The sequence below is a fragment of the Collinsella sp. AM13-34 genome, from assembly GCF_003473055.1.
Classification (GTDB): domain Bacteria; phylum Actinomycetota; class Coriobacteriia; order Coriobacteriales; family Coriobacteriaceae; genus Collinsella.
Map to the genome: position 1 here is coordinate 76,340 of NZ_QRLE01000010.1, position 16,801 is coordinate 93,140.

A 16,801-nucleotide genomic window follows, 5' to 3' on the forward strand; every position below is an offset into this window, starting at 1 on the left:
GTGCTCTCCGGCTCGTGCGGAACTCGCGATGAACCTTACATTCCGCGTCGCCAGGCAGACGCCTCGGTGTTGAAGCGCGGCTTGTCATGAAAGCATCCGCAACATATATAAGTTGAAGGCCACATTAAGTGGCCTTCTTTATATTCGGAAAGTGTGTCCCGGAATCTGCCTTCGGAATGGGACGCAGTTTCCGCTTGAGGGCCTGTTGGGAAAGCGCATCCCACTTCAAGAGAAAATTCCGGGTCGCACTTTCCGCTAAGGCTCTCAACCGGAAAGTGCATCCCATTCCAAGCCTTAATTCCGGGACATAGTTTCCGGACAAGACATCAACCGGAAAGTGGGGACCACTCTGAGCGCCGATTCTGGGACACACTTTCCGAAACCCCGCCCATCCGGAAAGCCCGTCCCACTCCGTATACATCCAGGCATGAAATCATCAGCTTATTAGGCCTTCTATCAATAAAGAGACACCCTCCCGGGCGGCGGGCACGAAGTTCATCGCGAGTTCCGCACGCAAAGAAGACCACTTAATGTGGCCTTCGTCTTGCGCAGGACTGTAGAGCTGGGAACTTCGTGCCCGCCGCCCAGGAGGGCGTTGCGTTTAGAAGATGGACCTAGCGCTTGTTCCTCCGGGACAAAAGAAGCGCGGCTATAAAAGCGATGATGGCAAGCGCCAGCAACACCAAAAGCAAAGCGAGCGTGTTGTCGCCCGTTGCCGCCAGACCAAGCAAGCCGGGCTTCTTGCTGCCAGCAGGTTGTACGGGGATCTTCTCGCCATCGTCTTCGGCGGTGATTTCCCAGCGAATTGCCTTGTTTGCGTCGGCAAGCTCGTTGCCCACCGACGTCGGGACACTTAGTTGCAAATTGAGTACCGTGCTGCCATCGCTCGTAAACGTTGCGACCTGCGTGGGATAGGCAAACACGCTGCCCGGCGTTCCCGTCTGGAGCCAACCGGCAGACGCATCGGCCGCCGACGCCGTTAGGGTAATGGGCGACAGCAGATGTGCCGTCTCGTGATCGACAACAGCCCGCACAAACACACGTACCTGGGACTTTACACCCGTGGCACGAACCCCAATCTGTTGCTCGCGTACATCGCCGGGCATTAGATCTTTAAAGGCTGGAAACAGATCGGGCTCCCCCGAGGAGTCCGTCGCTCCCGATACCGTTAGCTGGCGTGCATTTCCGTCATAGGCAATCGAGGGCGTATCGGCGAACGCACGGGCAGGAACGGCGAGCGCGACCACGCAGAAAATGGCCGCGACCACACAACGCAAGGAACGCGCAACGTCTTTGAAAATCGGTAAAGCCATGCTTACGCACCTCCGTGCGGCGGCACCAGCACGCCATCTTTGACCGTACAGTTCCATGCCTCGGTGACCGCATCGTCGGGCGTAGACTGAATCGCTTGGGTCGAGATGTCAACAACTAGGTTTTTACCATCTGCCTTCTTCTCGGACACGCCCTTGATGAGCACGCCCGTCTTGTCGAGCGGCGCAACAGGAGACGTCCAGTAGTAGAACCCGTCGGCCGAGCGAACCCAAGACGAGGCACTGCCAGTAGTTGAGGCATTGGACACACTGCCCCACGCAATGACGTAGTCGGTGCCGGCAACTGGTTCATCCCACAGGCGCGCGCCATTCTGGTCCTGCCAGTAGATATCCACCACAACACGCAGGTATGCCGGGGCCGAGCCGTTGTTTGTAATCATGACGTTGCTCTTCACATTGCCATCGAGCTTCTCATCTACCGAGGGCGCCACCGAACCAAAACCAAACTCGTTGACCAGCACGCCCGTAACCGAAAGCCAAGCAAAGGTACCGGCAGCGCCAGCCAACAGAAGGACGCCAACAAGGAGGGCGACGATTTGCTTGCGCTTAGTCATCCTAGTCCTCCTTCTTCAGCGTGCCGTTTTTCCAAACATTCTTGGCACGCGAGCCACCATCGACCCATTTGTCATTCGCGCGCGTGTTGACGCACGTCACCACGGTGTCGCCCGCACTCGAGGCAGACGAGATGATGAGCTCGGCAGATTTGCCGGGCGCCTTGCCCGGCGTACTCAGTTCACCCTCGTAGCGCCATGCCCAAGCCGTGTCTTCCTCGACGGTATAGGCGCCCGCCGGAGCAGCAAATTGCACGCTGCCGACATACCAGACCTCACCGTTTTCGTCGCGCTGCTCGCTAACTTTCACCTCGACCATGCGCGTCTCGGCAGGAGAACCCTCCGACGCCTTTCGCGTTACCTTAAAGCGGAACGTTTGCCCCATTGCGCTGGCGTCGGTAGTCTTTTTAACGATCGTCAGCGCATGAGTCTGGGTAAATTTGAACACGGCATTACCGGGACCTTGCTCGCCTTCGCCTGTCTTCTTGGACTCCAGGCGGTTGACCAGGTCGAACGAGCCGCCACCCGAACCCAGACTGTAGAGCGAGACAAACTTGCCGTTCACAGGCTTTTCCGCCGCAGAAACGCCCTCTGCACCAGGGCCGTAGCTTGCCTGCGTTACCGTAACAGTCAGTTGCGTCCCCATAAACGGCTTGGCAAAGCAGACCTTAAACGGCGCATTGTCGGCACTGTCACCGACGGTGTTGGCCGCGGCGGGATCGAGCAGCCACTTAAGCTGCGCGGTCATAGTTACGGGGCTCGCGGGATCAGACGTATCGTTGGCAACCACGCGATACGTCACAGGATACAGGTCCATGTCGCCCTTGACTGGCTCGCCCTTGAACTCATCCCAAGACTTTGCAGTGCCATCGGCACCCACATATCGCCACTCCAAGAAGAGCTCGCGCTTATCGCCATTGGCAGCAGCCTGTTCATCGAGCAGCGCGACGATCTTGGAGTGGGCGTCCGGGTCGTACGCCACGGATTTTTGCTCCATCACAGGGTTGCCGCTCTCGTCCATTTTGGGAACATCGACCGTGTAGACAAAGCCAGGCTTACCGTCCTGCGCGCGCTCGTCGCCCGAGTCGACCGTCGCCGTAAAGATGACCGCCCCGTCGACGCTGTGATAGCGCACCTTATACGGCGTGACCTTGTACACCGCGGTATACGTCGCGCCCTTAAAGGGTTCACTACCCTCGAGGGGATACTTATCGTCTTCGGTCATCAGAGTGTATTTACTATCGGATTCATAGTCACGCGACCAGCCGACAAAGTCGTACTTGGTGCCATCCTTGCCGACAACCTCAGCTGCAGCTCTTACTTCCAGCGAAATTTGATCGCCAGAGTCGGTGCGCGAAAGAGAACGCACGGAATCGGGGTTATCCAGATTGGCATCGATATTCGATTGGACAATTACCGCGCTGGCACGGTAGACCGGGTACAGCTCCATGGGGGCGTTAACCACAGTGTTTGTATTCACCATGGGGAGGCCGTCCGACCAAACGACATAACCGTTGCCGGATGCCGGTTTAGTTTCCGTCCAGCCTACGAAGGCATTGTATGCGTTCGTTGCAGCATCGATGTCGCCAACGTTATACGTCGGCAGCGGCATGCCATCCTTAAGGCTGCCGAGCGTATTGCCCTCCTGCGCGAGCTTGCCATCGATATCGGTGTCGTTCAGGTGATACACCACCGCAATGGGCGTGTAGTAGGCCACAAACGTATAGGGTTTACCCGGCTCCACGGTATAGGAATAGGTATTGCCGCCTTCGCCCGTCGGATCGAGCTTCTTTACCGTTCCGTCGGGAAGCTCGATCTCGAGCTTCTTAAGCTGATAGGCGCCACCAGTACCGTCGGCATACACCGTCGTCGTAATGTCGGGGCTCACCGTAGCCACCACGTCACCGTTCTGCTGGGGATCAAGTTTGGGCGTAATGTCGAATCGCGGAACATTGATGCCCGGCGTTCCATCAAAGCCCTTGCGGTGCAGGTTGGTGGTGTAGCTAACGTCGTACTTTACGTACACGGGATAGGCATCCTGCCACTGGGTAACCTTGGACGCGTTGGTCGCCAAGTACGGCGTCGCTTTTTCCGGATCACTTGTCACATAGGGGTCACCGGCAACATCATAGATATAGTTCCAGACGTCAGAATCCTTCTGGACCTCGGCGGTCGAAATCCAACCAAGGAACTTATAGCCATCCACGGCCATGTCGGCATCGGTCGGAGAGGCTTCAAGCGTCAGATTGGGATTGACGTCGCCCTTCTTTCCGCCCTCGGGCTTGTCGTTTACCGTCTGATTGGTATGGATAAACGGATATTTATAGGTGTAGGTGCTATCGGAGCCCAGCAGCAACGGGGCCTCATAGCGCCGCGTGACACTCTTAACCGAGGCACCGCCCTTGCCATAAAAGCTGACGCTTGTCGTCACCATGGCGCGCATGTAATACTCCGAATCGATGCCAATCTCGCTCTGAACGGGGTTGCCCACGCAGGTCCAGTATCCGCCTTGACGCTCGAGGGTCCAGAAATTTAAGCGGTATCGCTCGCTCGCCGGCCTAAAGTAAAACTTCAGCGCTCCTGCGACCCACTCGTCATCCAGCGTGCCCGAACCCGGGAAATCCGTATCGGCAATGACATTTTTTCGGGTATCCGCACCTGTATCGTTTTTGACCGTATGCGAATACGCCTTCAAAGGCGCCACGATGAGTGTCTCTGCCCCAAAGCGCCCCTCATTGCATTCGTCCTTATAGTTTTCCTTCAGTCCGTGATAGACGTGCTCGGGACCCCAGTGCACGATATTCTCCCGCACGTAGCTCGATCCGACCTGCTCGTTGAACGAAGTTTGGTACCCGTTCCACACAGAGCAGAGGAGTCTGGATTCCTTATAGGCATCGTTCGTCATAGACTTGACGTAATAATCCACGCGGTACTCAAAGCGCGCGGTATAGGTATGCGGAACGGTCAGGTCCACATTGTCGGGAAGCGTGTAACTGGGGTCGCGGCTTACGCGCACCTCGACCTCGGACCCATCGGCAGTCTGCTTGTTTTCGTACCAGCCCAGGAAGCGGTAGCCGTCAGGCAACGCGCCCCCATCGGACAAGGGCTTATTGTCTACACCGCGCACCTGCACTGTATAGACACTGGCGCCATCCTCGGAAGTCTGGACATCGACATGGGTGTTGCCCACGCCGACACGCTGGGTCTTATCTTCAAGCTCATCCTGTTCATTGCCCTCGAACACTGTCATGATGTTCGAGACGTAGTCGCTGTACACCGGATAGAAGTCGGTCGGGCCAAGCACGGTAATCTCGGTACCAGCAGGATAGAACGCGCCGGCATTTTTTAGCTCGGCGAGCTGGGTCGAGGTAATGGCTGCATAGCCACCGTTCATCTGAGCCTCTTCGCTCGGCTTCGTTGTCCAACCGATAAAGGTGGCGCTGGAAGACAGCGTGCCACGATCGGTAGGAGCGGCGGGGTTGAGCTTCGCGCCGTAGCGATACCAATCGCCCGATTTGTCGTGTGCAGTGCCGCTCTGGCAATCGAGCGTTTCGCCCTGGACGTTATAGAACAGCACCTGCGCCTCGTACGAAGCGATAAACAGGTCATTGCCCTTAAAACCGTCGACCCCCTTGGCATTATCGGCGGTATAGGTTGACGTTTTCTCGTGCGCCTCGCTCTTCTGGACCTGCTTGCCGGCAGTCACCGCAGCGTCATCGGTCTTGCCGTTAAACCAGCTGTTGTCATGATCGATGCGGTTCACTTTAACCCCGGGCTCGCGGAACCAGCCCATAAAACGGTAGCCGCCGTTCTCCTTGGTCAGGCCATCAGGCTTTGCGGAGGTATCCTGCCTAAACGTCACCGATGTATCGCCCTGGGCCAAGCCCTGAGCCGTTCCCGCCAGCACGGCGCTCACGGCAAAGGCGTACGGATCCGAGGTCGCTTGATCACTACCGAGCTTGGTTGCCGCAATTGTCGCGGTACCCGCACCGGGAAAATCGATCGTCGCCTTAACGCTTTGGCCATGCACGGGAATTTTCAGCTTGTAATCCATCGCCCACTCATTGGTGTGCGGGCCACGCAGGGCCCCGTCGTTAGCAGTCGAGCGCTTGGTGCCGGCACAAAAGTCGTAGTCGTGCTCTTCCCACAGCTCGCGCGTGGTGTAGCGCTCGTCATCCCACGGACCATAGCCATCGCCCTTGGTGGTGCCGTCGCCGCCAAACGAGGGGATTTTCTTTTTGGCAGGGTTGCCCTGGCTGCTGCCTTTCAGGCTCACGCTCGGCTTAAAGTAGCATTCGGTAACCGTGGCATCATCCTTGTTGGCACGTGCGGCAATGCCGCCCAGGTTCACATCGTTTTGAATGATGGGGATCACGGCGATGGGATTGTACTGACGCGAGCTCAAGTCGCCCGCAAAATGGCTTCGAACGAGCTCATTGCCCTTTTCGGTTAGAATACGACCCGCCAAGCCACCCGTCCACGCACGCGTCACGGCGACGACGCCCACATATGACGCGGCATAGCTGTAGCACTGCGCCGTCGAGAAGCAGTCGATAATCTTGGCGTTACCCGCCATGCAGCCCACAAAACCCGAGGCATACACGTTATTGCCGCCCAGAGCGCCAACGGCCACGTCGTACTTATTGGTGACGTCGGTCATGCCCTTCTCGGCAATCGAGCCGTCGTCCTTACGCGTCGGCGTCACGCGGCAGTACTCGATAGTCGAGTTCGTAACGTAGCCGGCAAACGCCGCCATATACAGGCCCTCACCGCCGAGCGCCTGCACGCCCGAGGTCGTATTGTTGACGGCACGGCCGCCACGGACCTCGCAGTTGTAGAGGGTGCAACCGTCGAGCTCGCCGGCGATGAGACCGCCCTCAAAGCCTGCGTTGGTAATGAGGTTGAGAGCATTGTTGGCGCAGGTCACGTGCAGCGTGCTCTCCATGACCATAACGTTTTCGAAGCGCGTATTGACGGCCTTGCCCACGATAATGCCACCGCGGAAGTCCGCCCACACGTTGGCGTCCTTAACCAGGAAGTTTTTGATGGTGGCACCGTTGGTCTCGGCAAAAAATCCCGTATCGCGCTCGGGGTCAAAAGCGTCTTTATCGTAGTTCAGGCCCTCAACGGTGTGGTTTTGACCATCGAACACGCCCTTAAACGGATGCTCCTTGTTGCCAAACGACAGATGCTTAACGGTGTTTGCAACGATGTCTTTCATGTCGTCGCTGTCGAGCTCAATGTCGTTATCGAGATAAACGTGCCAGCCGGACGTATCGCGCTCGCGCGACAGCGCCACACACGACAAAAAGTCAGCCTCGTTTTTGATGTGGAATTCGGTTTTGGCCTCGGGCGCATCCTCGGCATGCGCCACCGCCGGCAGCACCATAACGCAACAAAGGGCGATTGTCGCCACGGCAATCAGCCTGCTAAGCACACCTCGGTTCACAATCTTAATCTTCATGGGCTAGTTCGCCTCCGGCCAGCCCACGACGTCGAGCACATCGAGGACGGTATCGTTTGCCTGCTGATTTTTGGCCTGCACGGCCTGAACGTCGATATCGAGTTTGAATGAGCCACCGCGCGCGGCCTCGTTGTAGTCGCCCACAAAGCGCAACGAATCCATGAGGCTCTCCGTCATGGCGCCGGGGTCGAGCATGCCGCCACGACCAGCCAATCCGCGGTAGTAGTACCACCCATCGCCGCCATCGATCCACGGGGACCCCTCGCCCGCGTTCACGTTAAAGGCAACGTTGCCCGAGGCATCCGCACTCGAACCGTCGGGTGCCACTGACGTCATGCATAGACGAGCGCGAACGTACTCAGGCTGCGCGCCGGCGTTCTCCACGCGCACAATGCGGCTGATGTCAGAGCCACTGGCCTTGGTGTCGGGATAGTCCCCGTGCTCGTTGGCCTCAAACGGAATCTCCTCGCCCTGCTCGTTGAGGGTAAATTCGCAGACTCGTACCTTCACGCTGCCAAATGATAGAACGTTGTTCGCCGGAACCATATCAACGGTAAAAGCCAGCGTGCCACACAGGCATGCCAGGGCCAACAGCGCCATCGCGGCAAGCGCCAAGGTGCGTTTCTGATTGTCGGAAAGATAATTGAGCATTACGTTCGCCAGTCGTCGATAAAAAGGGGGACCGAGATCCCAGCCCGAATATAGGGGTGGGGGCGGGCCGGGATCTCAGTGGGGGGGGATTAAGCCTGAGCCTGAGTCTTAGCCCATTCCTTGGCCTGCTTAAGGGCGTTAGCGGCAGCGTCGGTCTCGTTACCCTTCTGGTCAGCGCCGAAAATGTAGGCGGAAACGACAATCTTAGGCTCAATCTTCTTGCCCGCACCGTCCTGGCCCGAGACAACATCCTCGCTCGTCATTGCGCCGGGAATCATCACCTGGCTAAAGAGCTCGCCGGTGTAGACGTCCTCGATGGCGTCCTTGGCACCCAGAACCGCGGGGCCACTCGTAGCACTCTTGGCATACATGAACAGACCGCTCACATACTGGCCTTCGTTACCGTTGGTCTTAGCACCCACGGCGGCATCCTCAACCGGCTTCCAGTTAGTAGTGTTAAGCGTGAAGTACGGGGTCTTGTTAAGGGCGTTTTCGGCGCCTGTCTTCACAATTGCGTTCTTTACATAGATGAACACAAAGGCGTCGTCGGAACCCTTCTTGATGCCAACGTTGGGGTTCTTGTCGGTGGTGGCGCCAGGAACGATCTTGGAGTTTTTAACCCACTTGGTCTCGAACAGGTAGGCTTTGCCGTCATTCACTTCGGTGCCGGGCTTCTCGGGATCGGTCGGATCGGGTTTTTTGTCCGTAGGGCCAAAGCTGCCCACCGTAAACACGTTCTCCAGGCTTTGCGTAGCCGTCAGCCATGCATAGGTACCCACGCCGGCAGCCAGCACCAACAGCAGCAGGGCGGCAATGATGCCGTAGCGCTTTTTCTTCTTGTTTTCCATCGTTCTCTTCCTTTCGAGAATCGTTTCCCCGGCAACGGCCCCTACCGCCGCCGACGCTTTTCCCTGCCGCTATGAACGCCGCTCCCTCGCATGCACGCGGGTATGCTTGCCCGCAGGCTCGTCGGGAACCATCCGATCGAGCACTATCGACGCCGCGATCAGCAGCGCCAGAACGGCCACCACAACAAGCAAACCGGGCATCGTCGTGCAATATGCGTTAACGAAGCCTAGGTAAGGGACACAAAAAGAAACAGTGCCGATAACACTCGAAAAAGGCGTGTGCTCGGCATCGTGCATGATGCTTCCGTCTGCATTTTTGTTCGCAATTCCCTGCGTGCCGATCATCTGCGCCACAGGGTCGATCTCGTACACCTGGTGCGTCACCACGGCGCCGTCCGATCGGTAAAAGGTTGCATTGTCGCCCACGGCAATATCCGTTGGCTCAACCTGGCGGACAAACACCATGGAGCCAACGGGAAGCTCGGGTTCCATAGAGCCCGAAAGCACAGCAAAGGGCGTGTATCCAAATGCGCGAGGCACAAAAGAAACAACGGCAAGGGCTATGACAAGCGCGAACGCCAAGCTACTCAAAAGCGTAATAAATCGTTTGAGTCTACGCGCCGTCAAAGTGATAATTCATCCCCCTTGAGGACCTATTCGACCCATCCAAAGGTCAGCAAGTTTCAACAGGAACCGCAAGGCGCTTGAAAAGTGAGTCCGAAATAAGCCAATTTGGAATCTTTTCGTAATAAAAACATAGCGATGTGCTACATATTTTTCAATGTTTTATCGCTAAATGCTACTTATTTTGGCGTAAGTGGTCATTTATCCCCAAATTAGTCTGTTTTATCCAATACTTACGACTAACCCCCTACGCAACTTCCCCATAGAAGGTTCGTTTTTTGCGAAACTAAAATAATGGTACCCCCCCCCCCCACATTAAAACAAACTACTGGAAGTGTCATTTATTTCCGACCCCCCTTTGCCGGAGTTTTATGACAGCCCCATCTAGTTCGCAGCCCATAATCCTCTGAGAACCGTGTCCCAGAATTCGCTTGCGAAATGGGATGCGGTTTCCGCTTGTGGCCCCGTTGGGAAACCACATCCCACTCCGATCGCAAATTCCGGATCGCACTTTCCGCCAAGACCCTCAACCGGAAACTACATCCCATTTCTCGACCGAATGCTGGGATGTAGTTTCCACAGAGCCCTTCACCGGGAAACCGCATCCCATTCCAAAGGCAAATTCCGGGACGCAGCTTCCGCAACTCCACCCATCCGGAAATCCCATCCCACTCCGCACACATCCGGGCATAGAGCAATCAGCTTATTAGGCCTTCCATCAATAAAGGGGCGCCCTCGTGTCACGAAAAAAGCCTCGAGAACTTCGAGGCTTTCACATTTGTATTGCTTTGCACGAAGGACCGCGAACGGCGAAGCTACTCTCCCAGCACGGCCTTCTTGGCGGCTGCAGCCATGTTGTCCAGGTCTTCCTTGGTGGGATGGTCCTTCGCGGCAACCCAGTTGTCGAGCAGCATCTTAAATCGGGCGTTGTCGGGATCTTGCTCGAGCATTGCCTCGTAGCGCTGCTTGACCGCAGGACCCATCTTGCCCTGGCACATCGCCCAGCCCGCAAGCTCGGCATCCTCGGCCAAATTGGAAGTTACGCGATCAATAATCTGCTGATAGTAGCTCTGGTCGGCGCCAAAACCGCAGGTGCCAAACAGGAAGACGCGCTTACCGTGCAAGGCGGAGAGCAACGCCGCGACCGAAGGCGTGCACGCGCCCTTGTCACACCAAAAACCGACGAGCACCGTGTCGGCCGCGCAGGCGCCCTGCGCCTCGAGCGCAACCTGATCTGCATCCGCATCGTCGCTCAACGCCGCGGCATGGACAAACTCAACGCCCGCAGCCTGCAGAGCGCGCTTAATCGCACCCGAAACCATCCTGGTATTACCGCTCTTGCTGTTAACCACCAAAGAGCACGTCATAGTCACGTTGCCTCGTTTCCCCCAAAACTAAAGCCACTAATGCAATTTATTAGATGAATATCTTAGTACTAACGTGACAGATGTAAACCACCGTCTGTCGATTGGCGACGCAGACGACATCTTTGGACAGATTTCGAACAGTATGTACTTCGGATTGAAACCGCCGCAGAACGTTTCACGAATGGCCGAAAAACTGTTTCACAAAACGCCGTCAAATTGTGTCACGGAGTATCGTCAAAATGTTTCACGCGCTGGTAGAACGCTATATAACAAGATCGCTCTATGGGTCAAACAAACCTGATTAATTTGCCCCACGGGCTTGCTCACTGGGCGAATTGGCTGCGGTAGAGTTCGGCGTAGAAGCCGCCTGCCGCTAGCAACTCGTCGTGCGTGCCGCGCTCGATAATCTCGCCGTCGCGCATCACCAGAATGCAGTCGGCGTTGCGGATGGTGCTCAGGCGGTGCGCCACGACAAAGCTTGTGCGACCGGCCATGAGCTCGTCAAATGCCGCCTGCACCTGCAGCTCGGTGCGGGTATCGATGCTCGACGTCGCCTCGTCCAGCAGCAGAATCGCCGGATCGGTGAGCATGACGCGCGCGATGCACAGCAGCTGTTTTTGACCCTGGCTAAACGTGCCGCCGTCCTCGCCGATCACCGTGTCGTAGCCGCCTGGCAGCTGCACGATAAACTTGTGCGCATGCGCGCGCTTGGCGGCCTCGATAACCTGTTCGCGTGTGGCATCGGGACAACCGTAGGCGATGTTTTCGGCCACGGTGCCCTCGAACAGCCAGGTATCTTGCAGCACCATGCCAAAGGCGCGGCGCAGGCTTGCGCGCGTGTAATCACGCGAGGAACGGCCATCGACCGCAATGCGACCGGCATCGATATCGTAAAAACGCAGCAGCAAATTGATGAGCGTTGTCTTGCCGCAGCCTGTGGGGCCAACGAGGGCAAAGCGCATGCCGGGCTTGGCATCGATGCAGATATCCTGCAGCAGCTTGCGGTCGGGCACGTAGCTAAAGTCCACGTGTTCAAAGGTCACCTCGCCCTGCGGGGCGGCAAGCTCCACGGCATCTGGCGCATCGGGCTCCTGCTCGCGGGCATCAAGCAGTGCAAAAATGCGGCGCGCCGAGGCGTACGCGGTCTGGATCTGCGTAATGACGTTGGTAACCTCGTTGAACGGCTTGGTGTACTGGTTGGCGTAGGACAGGAAAATCTGCACGCCGCCCACCGTGAACGCCGCCGGCACGCCCGTGATCACGCCCACGCAGCCGATCACAGCGACAACGGCGTAGATGATGTTGTTGATAAAGCGCGTGCCGGGATTAGAAAGCGAACCCATGAACTGCGCGCGCTCACCTGCCGTATAGAGCTCGGCGTTGAGCGCGTCGAAGCGCGCTTGGGCGTTGGGGCCGTAGGCAAAGGCGTCGACAAGCTTCTGCTCGCCTACGTACTCCTCGATATGACCACCGAGCTGCCCTTGAATACGCTGCTGCGCCGTAAAGCTCTTGTTGGAAAGCTTGGCGATGGCGCCGGCCGCAAAGATGGAAAGCGGCGTGACGAGCACCACCACGAGCGTCATGGCCAGGTTAATGGAGAGCATAAACGCGAGCGTGCCCACGATGGTGATAACGCCGGTGAAAAGCTGCGTGAAGCCCTGCAGCAGACCGTCGCCCACCTGGTCGACGTCATTGACCACGCGGCTCATAAGGTCGCCGTGGGCATGGCTGTCGATAAAGCTGAGCGGCATGCGGCTGAGCTTGTCACTTGCCTCCACGCGCATGTCACGCACCGTTTCGTAGGACAGGCGGTTGACGCAATAGCCCTGCAGCCACTGGAAGGACGCTGCTCCCACCACGACGAGCGCGAGTTTGGTAACGAGCGGCAGCAGCGCATCGAAGTCCACCTGGCCCGCGGCAACGATCAGGTCGATGCCCTCGCCAATGAGGATGGGCGTGTAGAGCTGCAGGATCACCGAGACGGCGGCACTCACAAACGACGCTGCAAACGAGACGCGGTGCGGACGAACATAGCCCAGCAGGCGGCGAGTCACCGCACCGGCGGGATAGCGCTCGGGGTCGCCGGGCTGGCGCGGACCGTCACCCAGGTCGTTGAGGTTATCGTTGCCGGACACGTTGGCCGTCATCGTGGCGACCGAACCGGAGGAAGTGTACGGATTCATTTAGCAGCCCTCCTTTGCGCAGACGGATGCGGGGGCGGTCGGAGCGGACGCGGGCGACGCACTCCCCCGCTGACCCTCGAGCTCCTCGCGGCGCAGCTGCGACTGGCAGATCTCGCGGTAGAGTTGGCAGCTTGCGTACAGCTCATCGTGCGTGCCCAGGCCCGCGACCGAGCCGTGGTCGAGCACGCAGATCATGTCGGCGTCGCGCACGGTCGATACGCGCTGGCTCACGATGACGGTTGTCAGCGGCAGCCCGCCCTCGGCGGCACCGCGCACGCTGCGCTCGCGGATGGCATGGCGAAGCGCCGCGTCGGTCTTAAAGTCGAGCGCCGAGGCGGAGTCGTCCATGATCAATATCTGAGGCGAGCCCACCAGGGCGCGCGCGATGGTCAGGCGCTGGCGTTGGCCACCGCTGAAGTTCTTACCGCCCGCCTCGACCGGGGCATCGAGCCCCTGCGGCTTGTTGCGCACGAATTCGCTGGCCTGCGCCATATCGAGCGCCGCCCAGAGCTCATCGTCGGTCGCTGACTCGTCACGCCAGGTCAGGTTGCTGCGGATGGTGCCGCTCACCAGCGACGCGCGCTGCGGGACGGTCGCGACCACATGGCGCAGCTGGTCGAGCGGCCAGGCGCGCACGTCGGCGCCCATCACGCTCACGCTGCCAGCGCTCGCATCGTACAGGCGCGGGATAAGCGAAACGAGCGTGGACTTGCCGCTGCCCGTGCCGCCGATAATGCCGAGCGTCTTGCCCAGCGGCAGCTCCAGCGTCACATCGCTCACGGCATTTGCCGCGCCCACGCCAAACGAAAAGCTCGCATGGTCAAAGCTCAACGCAGGAACGGGAGCGACATTGCCCGGCTCGGGCAGTGCGACCGGCTGGTTGCCCTCATCGGTAATGCTCGGCACGCAATTGAGCACCTCGTTGATACGCGACGCGCTGGCGCTCGACTTGGTAAAGACCACGACCAGGTTGGCGACATACACGATGGAGGTGAGGGTCTGCGTCATGTAGTTGACGAACGCCATGACCTGACCCTGCGTGAGCTCGCCCACGTTGACCTGGATGCCGCCGACCCACAGGATGGCGCACACGCCCAGGTTCATCACAAGAAACGTGACGGGGTTGAGAATCGACGAGAGCTTGCCCACCGCGATGGCAGTATTGGCCTGGTCATCGGCGGCTTGGGCAAAGCGCTCACGCTCGTGATCTTCACGCACAAACGCACGGACCACGCGAGCGCCCGAAAGGCCTTCGCGGCAGATAAGCGCGATGCGGTCGAGCTTTGCCTGCAGCTGCTTGTAGTACGGAATACAGCGCGCCATGACAACCCAGAACACCAGGCCAATGGCGGGCGTGCAAATCAAAAAGATGATGCCGAGCTTAAGGTCGATGGCAAGGGCCGCGACCATGGAGCCCGCCGCCAGGAAGGGCCAGCGGATGAGCATGCGCACGCCCAGCGCCACGGCGAGCTGCACCTGGTTGACGTCGTTGGTAATGCGCGTGATGAGCGACGGCGTGCCAAAACGGTCGAGTTCGGCATAGCTCAGCTTGTTGATGTGCTGGTAGAGCGCGCCGCGAATGTCGGTGCCCATGCCCTGCGAGGTGAGCGCCGCCATCTTTTGGCAGACGAGCGTAAACGAGATGCCGATCACAGCCATGGCGCCAAGTACCATACCGTAGTGGACGACGGCGTTCACGTCGTGTGCGCCGATACCCTTATCAATCATCTGGGCAATCACCAGCGGCGTCAGCAGGTCAAAGATCACTTCGATCAGCTTGCACGCAGGACCAATCACCATATAGCGGCGAAACTTACCGCCAAAACGCCTGAGCAGCTCAATCATGTATAGGCGCTCCCTATCATCATCCACATTCAATTCGAACCATGATAGTACCGCCACCCCAAAAGAAGCGTAAACAACTCGTCATTTCTAATGGGATTCGGTTTCCAAAGAAGCGGAAAGGCACGCGCACGCCCAGCCAGTGTCGGGTCGACCGCTTGGTATACTTACATTAGTGCTACCAAGTTAGTCGCCGACCCTTGAAATGAGGTGCCGAGATGAACGACATTCTCGCGAGAAGAGCAAGACGAGCAACTGTGGGCATCGCCCTTTCCGCGGCACTTGTCGCGGGAATCGCCCCCGTAACGGCGATCGCGGCAGAAACCAGTTCCCCCACCGGTGCGGCCGTTTCGCAGACGAGCGCCGCCAACGGCAATTCGGGCGCCCCGCAGACAGAAGACGCGGCCGCCGCAAAAGAAAAAGCGTATGCAGCCATGCAGGAAGCGCTCAAAAACCTCGAGGCCGCAAAAGACGCCGCAAGTCCCGAGAAAATTGCGAGATTCAATGATGACATTGCCCGTTTTCAAGAGCTCCGCGACAAGATGGCGGCGCAAGCCGTCGAAGAGAGGGAACTCCTTCCCACCATGCAAGCGGACATCGATGCAGCCCAAGCCAAATACGACGGGGCCATCAACCGGGTAAGCGAGCTCCAAGCAGAATTAGACATGAAACTTGAGGAGCTTAAGGCAGTCGAAGCACTCGGCGACGAGGAGCTTGCCGAAACTATTAAACAGCAAATAAAGTCGTTGCACCAAGAGATCGTAACGGCAAAAGCGCGAGTTGACTTTTGCGAAATGGAGCTCCGCGAGGCCCAGGACCGCCTCAAAAGGCAGGAAAGACAAGTTAATGACCGTGAGCGTGATGCAGAGAAGTATAAAGCCCATATCGACCAGTTCACAGCCTGGCGAGATGCGCTCCTCGACAATTTGGAAAAGGCGCAAACGGCCTATGACGACGCCTGCAAAGCATACGAAGAGGCAAAAGCTGCAGCAGACAAGGCCACCTCGCCCGAGATAACGCAACCGGCAGAGACGACACCGCCCGCCGGCTCAGCGCAGCCGTCCGGAACAACGCTGCCCACCAATTCGCCCACATCAGGCAAAGACGCTCGACCGAGCTCCACCAAGCAAGCAAATGCAGGCGGCAAGCTTGCAAATACGGGCGACACAGCGCCGAGCGCAATCGCACTCGCAGGCATCGCCGTCACAGGACTCGGAATAGCCACCGCGGGTGTGCGCCGCATCAAGAACTCAAGGTAGCTACCAGCGAACGTCGCCTTTGCCAATCCGCAAGCCCAAAATCAAAAGAGGCCCCGCTTCCCCAACTCAAACGAAGGAAGCGGGCCTCTTTACTTGTTAAAACAGATGCCAACGCCGCCGTCTCTTGAACCACGTAGCCATCAATGCCCAGACAACACTAGCAAGCCGCGTTCCTTAAGGGATAGATTTAATGGCTGTTAATCAAGGGATATACGCGCACGCCCGATCAATGGCGGGCAAACCGCCTGATATACTTACATTAGTGCTACCAAGTTAGTCGCCGACCCTTGAAATGAGGTGCCGAGATGAACGACATTCTCGCAAGAAGAGCAAGACGAGCAACCGTGGGCATCGCCCTTTCCGCGGCACTTGTCGCGGGAATCGCCCCCGCAACGGCGATCGCGGCAGAAACCAGCGCCCCCACCGGTGCAGTTGCCTTGCAGACGGAAGATGCGGCCGCCGCAAAAGAAAAAGCGTATGCAGCCATGCAGGAAGCGCTCAAAAACCTCGAGGCCGCAAATGACGCCGCAAGTCGCGAGAAAATTGCGGAAATCGATGATGACATTGCCGCATTTCAAGAGATCTACGACATGGTGGTGACGGAAGCCGCCAAACGGAGGGAACCCCTTCCCGCCATGCAAGCGAACGTCGATGCAGCCCAAGCCAAATACGAAGAGGCCC

The 16,801-nt window shown here is 58.1% G+C and carries 11 protein-coding genes; 2 read left to right on the forward strand and 9 right to left on the reverse strand.

Going from position 1 to position 16,801, the window contains the following annotated elements; genetic code table 11:
• Positions 1 to 614 precede the first annotated feature (614 nt).
• The 9 genes from DW151_RS05795 to DW151_RS05835 all read right to left on the reverse strand — a co-directional run bounded on the left by DW151_RS05795 (position 615) and on the right by DW151_RS05835 (position 14,864).
• Positions 615 to 1,313, reverse strand: coding sequence for a hypothetical protein (locus DW151_RS05795; protein WP_117635587.1), 699 nt, complete (start codon positions 1,311 to 1,313; stop codon positions 615 to 617).
• Between the two features lie 2 nt (positions 1,314 to 1,315).
• Positions 1,316 to 1,885, reverse strand: a complete 570-nt coding sequence (locus tag DW151_RS05800) for a hypothetical protein (protein WP_118334860.1) — start codon at positions 1,883 to 1,885, stop codon at positions 1,316 to 1,318.
• Between the two features lies 1 nt (position 1,886).
• Complete coding sequence (locus DW151_RS05805) at positions 1,887 to 7,346, reverse strand: hypothetical protein (protein ID WP_118334861.1); 5,460 nt, start codon at positions 7,344 to 7,346, stop codon at positions 1,887 to 1,889.
• A gap of 3 nt (positions 7,347 to 7,349) precedes the next feature.
• Positions 7,350 to 7,997, reverse strand: coding sequence for a hypothetical protein (locus DW151_RS05810; RefSeq protein ID WP_118334863.1), 648 nt, complete (start codon positions 7,995 to 7,997; stop codon positions 7,350 to 7,352).
• An 89-nt stretch (positions 7,998 to 8,086) separates the two neighbouring features.
• Positions 8,087 to 8,845: a SipW-dependent-type signal peptide-containing protein gene (locus DW151_RS05815; RefSeq protein WP_118334865.1), complete on the reverse strand. Its 759-nt coding sequence runs from the start codon at positions 8,843 to 8,845 to the stop codon at positions 8,087 to 8,089.
• Positions 8,846 to 8,914: 69 nt separating this feature from the next.
• On the reverse strand, positions 8,915 to 9,472 hold the full coding sequence (locus DW151_RS05820) for a signal peptidase I (RefSeq protein ID WP_370448021.1): 558 nt from the start codon (positions 9,470 to 9,472) through the stop codon (positions 8,915 to 8,917).
• Between the two features lie 812 nt (positions 9,473 to 10,284).
• Complete coding sequence (gene bilS, locus DW151_RS05825; protein WP_118334869.1) at positions 10,285 to 10,836, reverse strand: flavodoxin family protein BilS; 552 nt, start codon at positions 10,834 to 10,836, stop codon at positions 10,285 to 10,287.
• Positions 10,837 to 11,159: 323 nt separating this feature from the next.
• Positions 11,160 to 13,019, reverse strand: coding sequence for an ABC transporter ATP-binding protein (locus tag DW151_RS05830; protein ID WP_118334871.1), 1,860 nt, complete (start codon positions 13,017 to 13,019; stop codon positions 11,160 to 11,162).
• On the reverse strand, positions 13,020 to 14,864 hold the full coding sequence (locus DW151_RS05835) for an ABC transporter ATP-binding protein (protein WP_118334872.1): 1,845 nt from the start codon (positions 14,862 to 14,864) through the stop codon (positions 13,020 to 13,022).
• Between the two features lie 215 nt (positions 14,865 to 15,079).
• On the opposite strand from DW151_RS05835, the gene DW151_RS05840 reads away from it, so the two are divergent.
• A complete protein-coding gene (locus DW151_RS05840) occupies positions 15,080 to 16,120 on the forward strand; it encodes an LPXTG cell wall anchor domain-containing protein (protein WP_118334874.1) in 1,041 nt (346 codons plus the stop codon).
• A 305-nt stretch (positions 16,121 to 16,425) separates the two neighbouring features.
• A partial coding sequence (locus DW151_RS10495; protein ID WP_199579903.1) for a hypothetical protein occupies positions 16,426 to 16,801 on the forward strand: 376 nt, incomplete at its 3' end.

Bases quoted from the DNA above. Each gene is read 5' to 3' on its own strand.
- DW151_RS05795 (WP_117635587.1), bottom strand. From the start codon at position 1,313: ATGGCTTTACCGATTTTCAAAGACGTTGCGCGTTCCTTGCGTTGTGTG.
- DW151_RS05800 (WP_118334860.1), bottom strand. From the start codon at position 1,885: ATGACTAAGCGCAAGCAAATCGTCGCCCTCCTTGTTGGCGTCCTTCTG.
- DW151_RS05805 (WP_118334861.1), bottom strand. From the start codon at position 7,346: ATGAAGATTAAGATTGTGAACCGAGGTGTGCTTAGCAGGCTGATTGCC.
- DW151_RS05810 (WP_118334863.1), bottom strand. From the start codon at position 7,997: ATGCTCAATTATCTTTCCGACAATCAGAAACGCACCTTGGCGCTTGCC.
- DW151_RS05815 (WP_118334865.1), bottom strand. From the start codon at position 8,845: ATGGAAAACAAGAAGAAAAAGCGCTACGGCATCATTGCCGCCCTGCTG.
- bilS (WP_118334869.1), bottom strand. From the start codon at position 10,836: ATGACGTGCTCTTTGGTGGTTAACAGCAAGAGCGGTAATACCAGGATG.
- DW151_RS05830 (WP_118334871.1), bottom strand. From the start codon at position 13,019: ATGAATCCGTACACTTCCTCCGGTTCGGTCGCCACGATGACGGCCAAC.
- DW151_RS05835 (WP_118334872.1), bottom strand. From the start codon at position 14,864: ATGATTGAGCTGCTCAGGCGTTTTGGCGGTAAGTTTCGCCGCTATATG.
- DW151_RS05840 (WP_118334874.1), top strand. From the start codon at position 15,080: ATGAACGACATTCTCGCGAGAAGAGCAAGACGAGCAACTGTGGGCATC.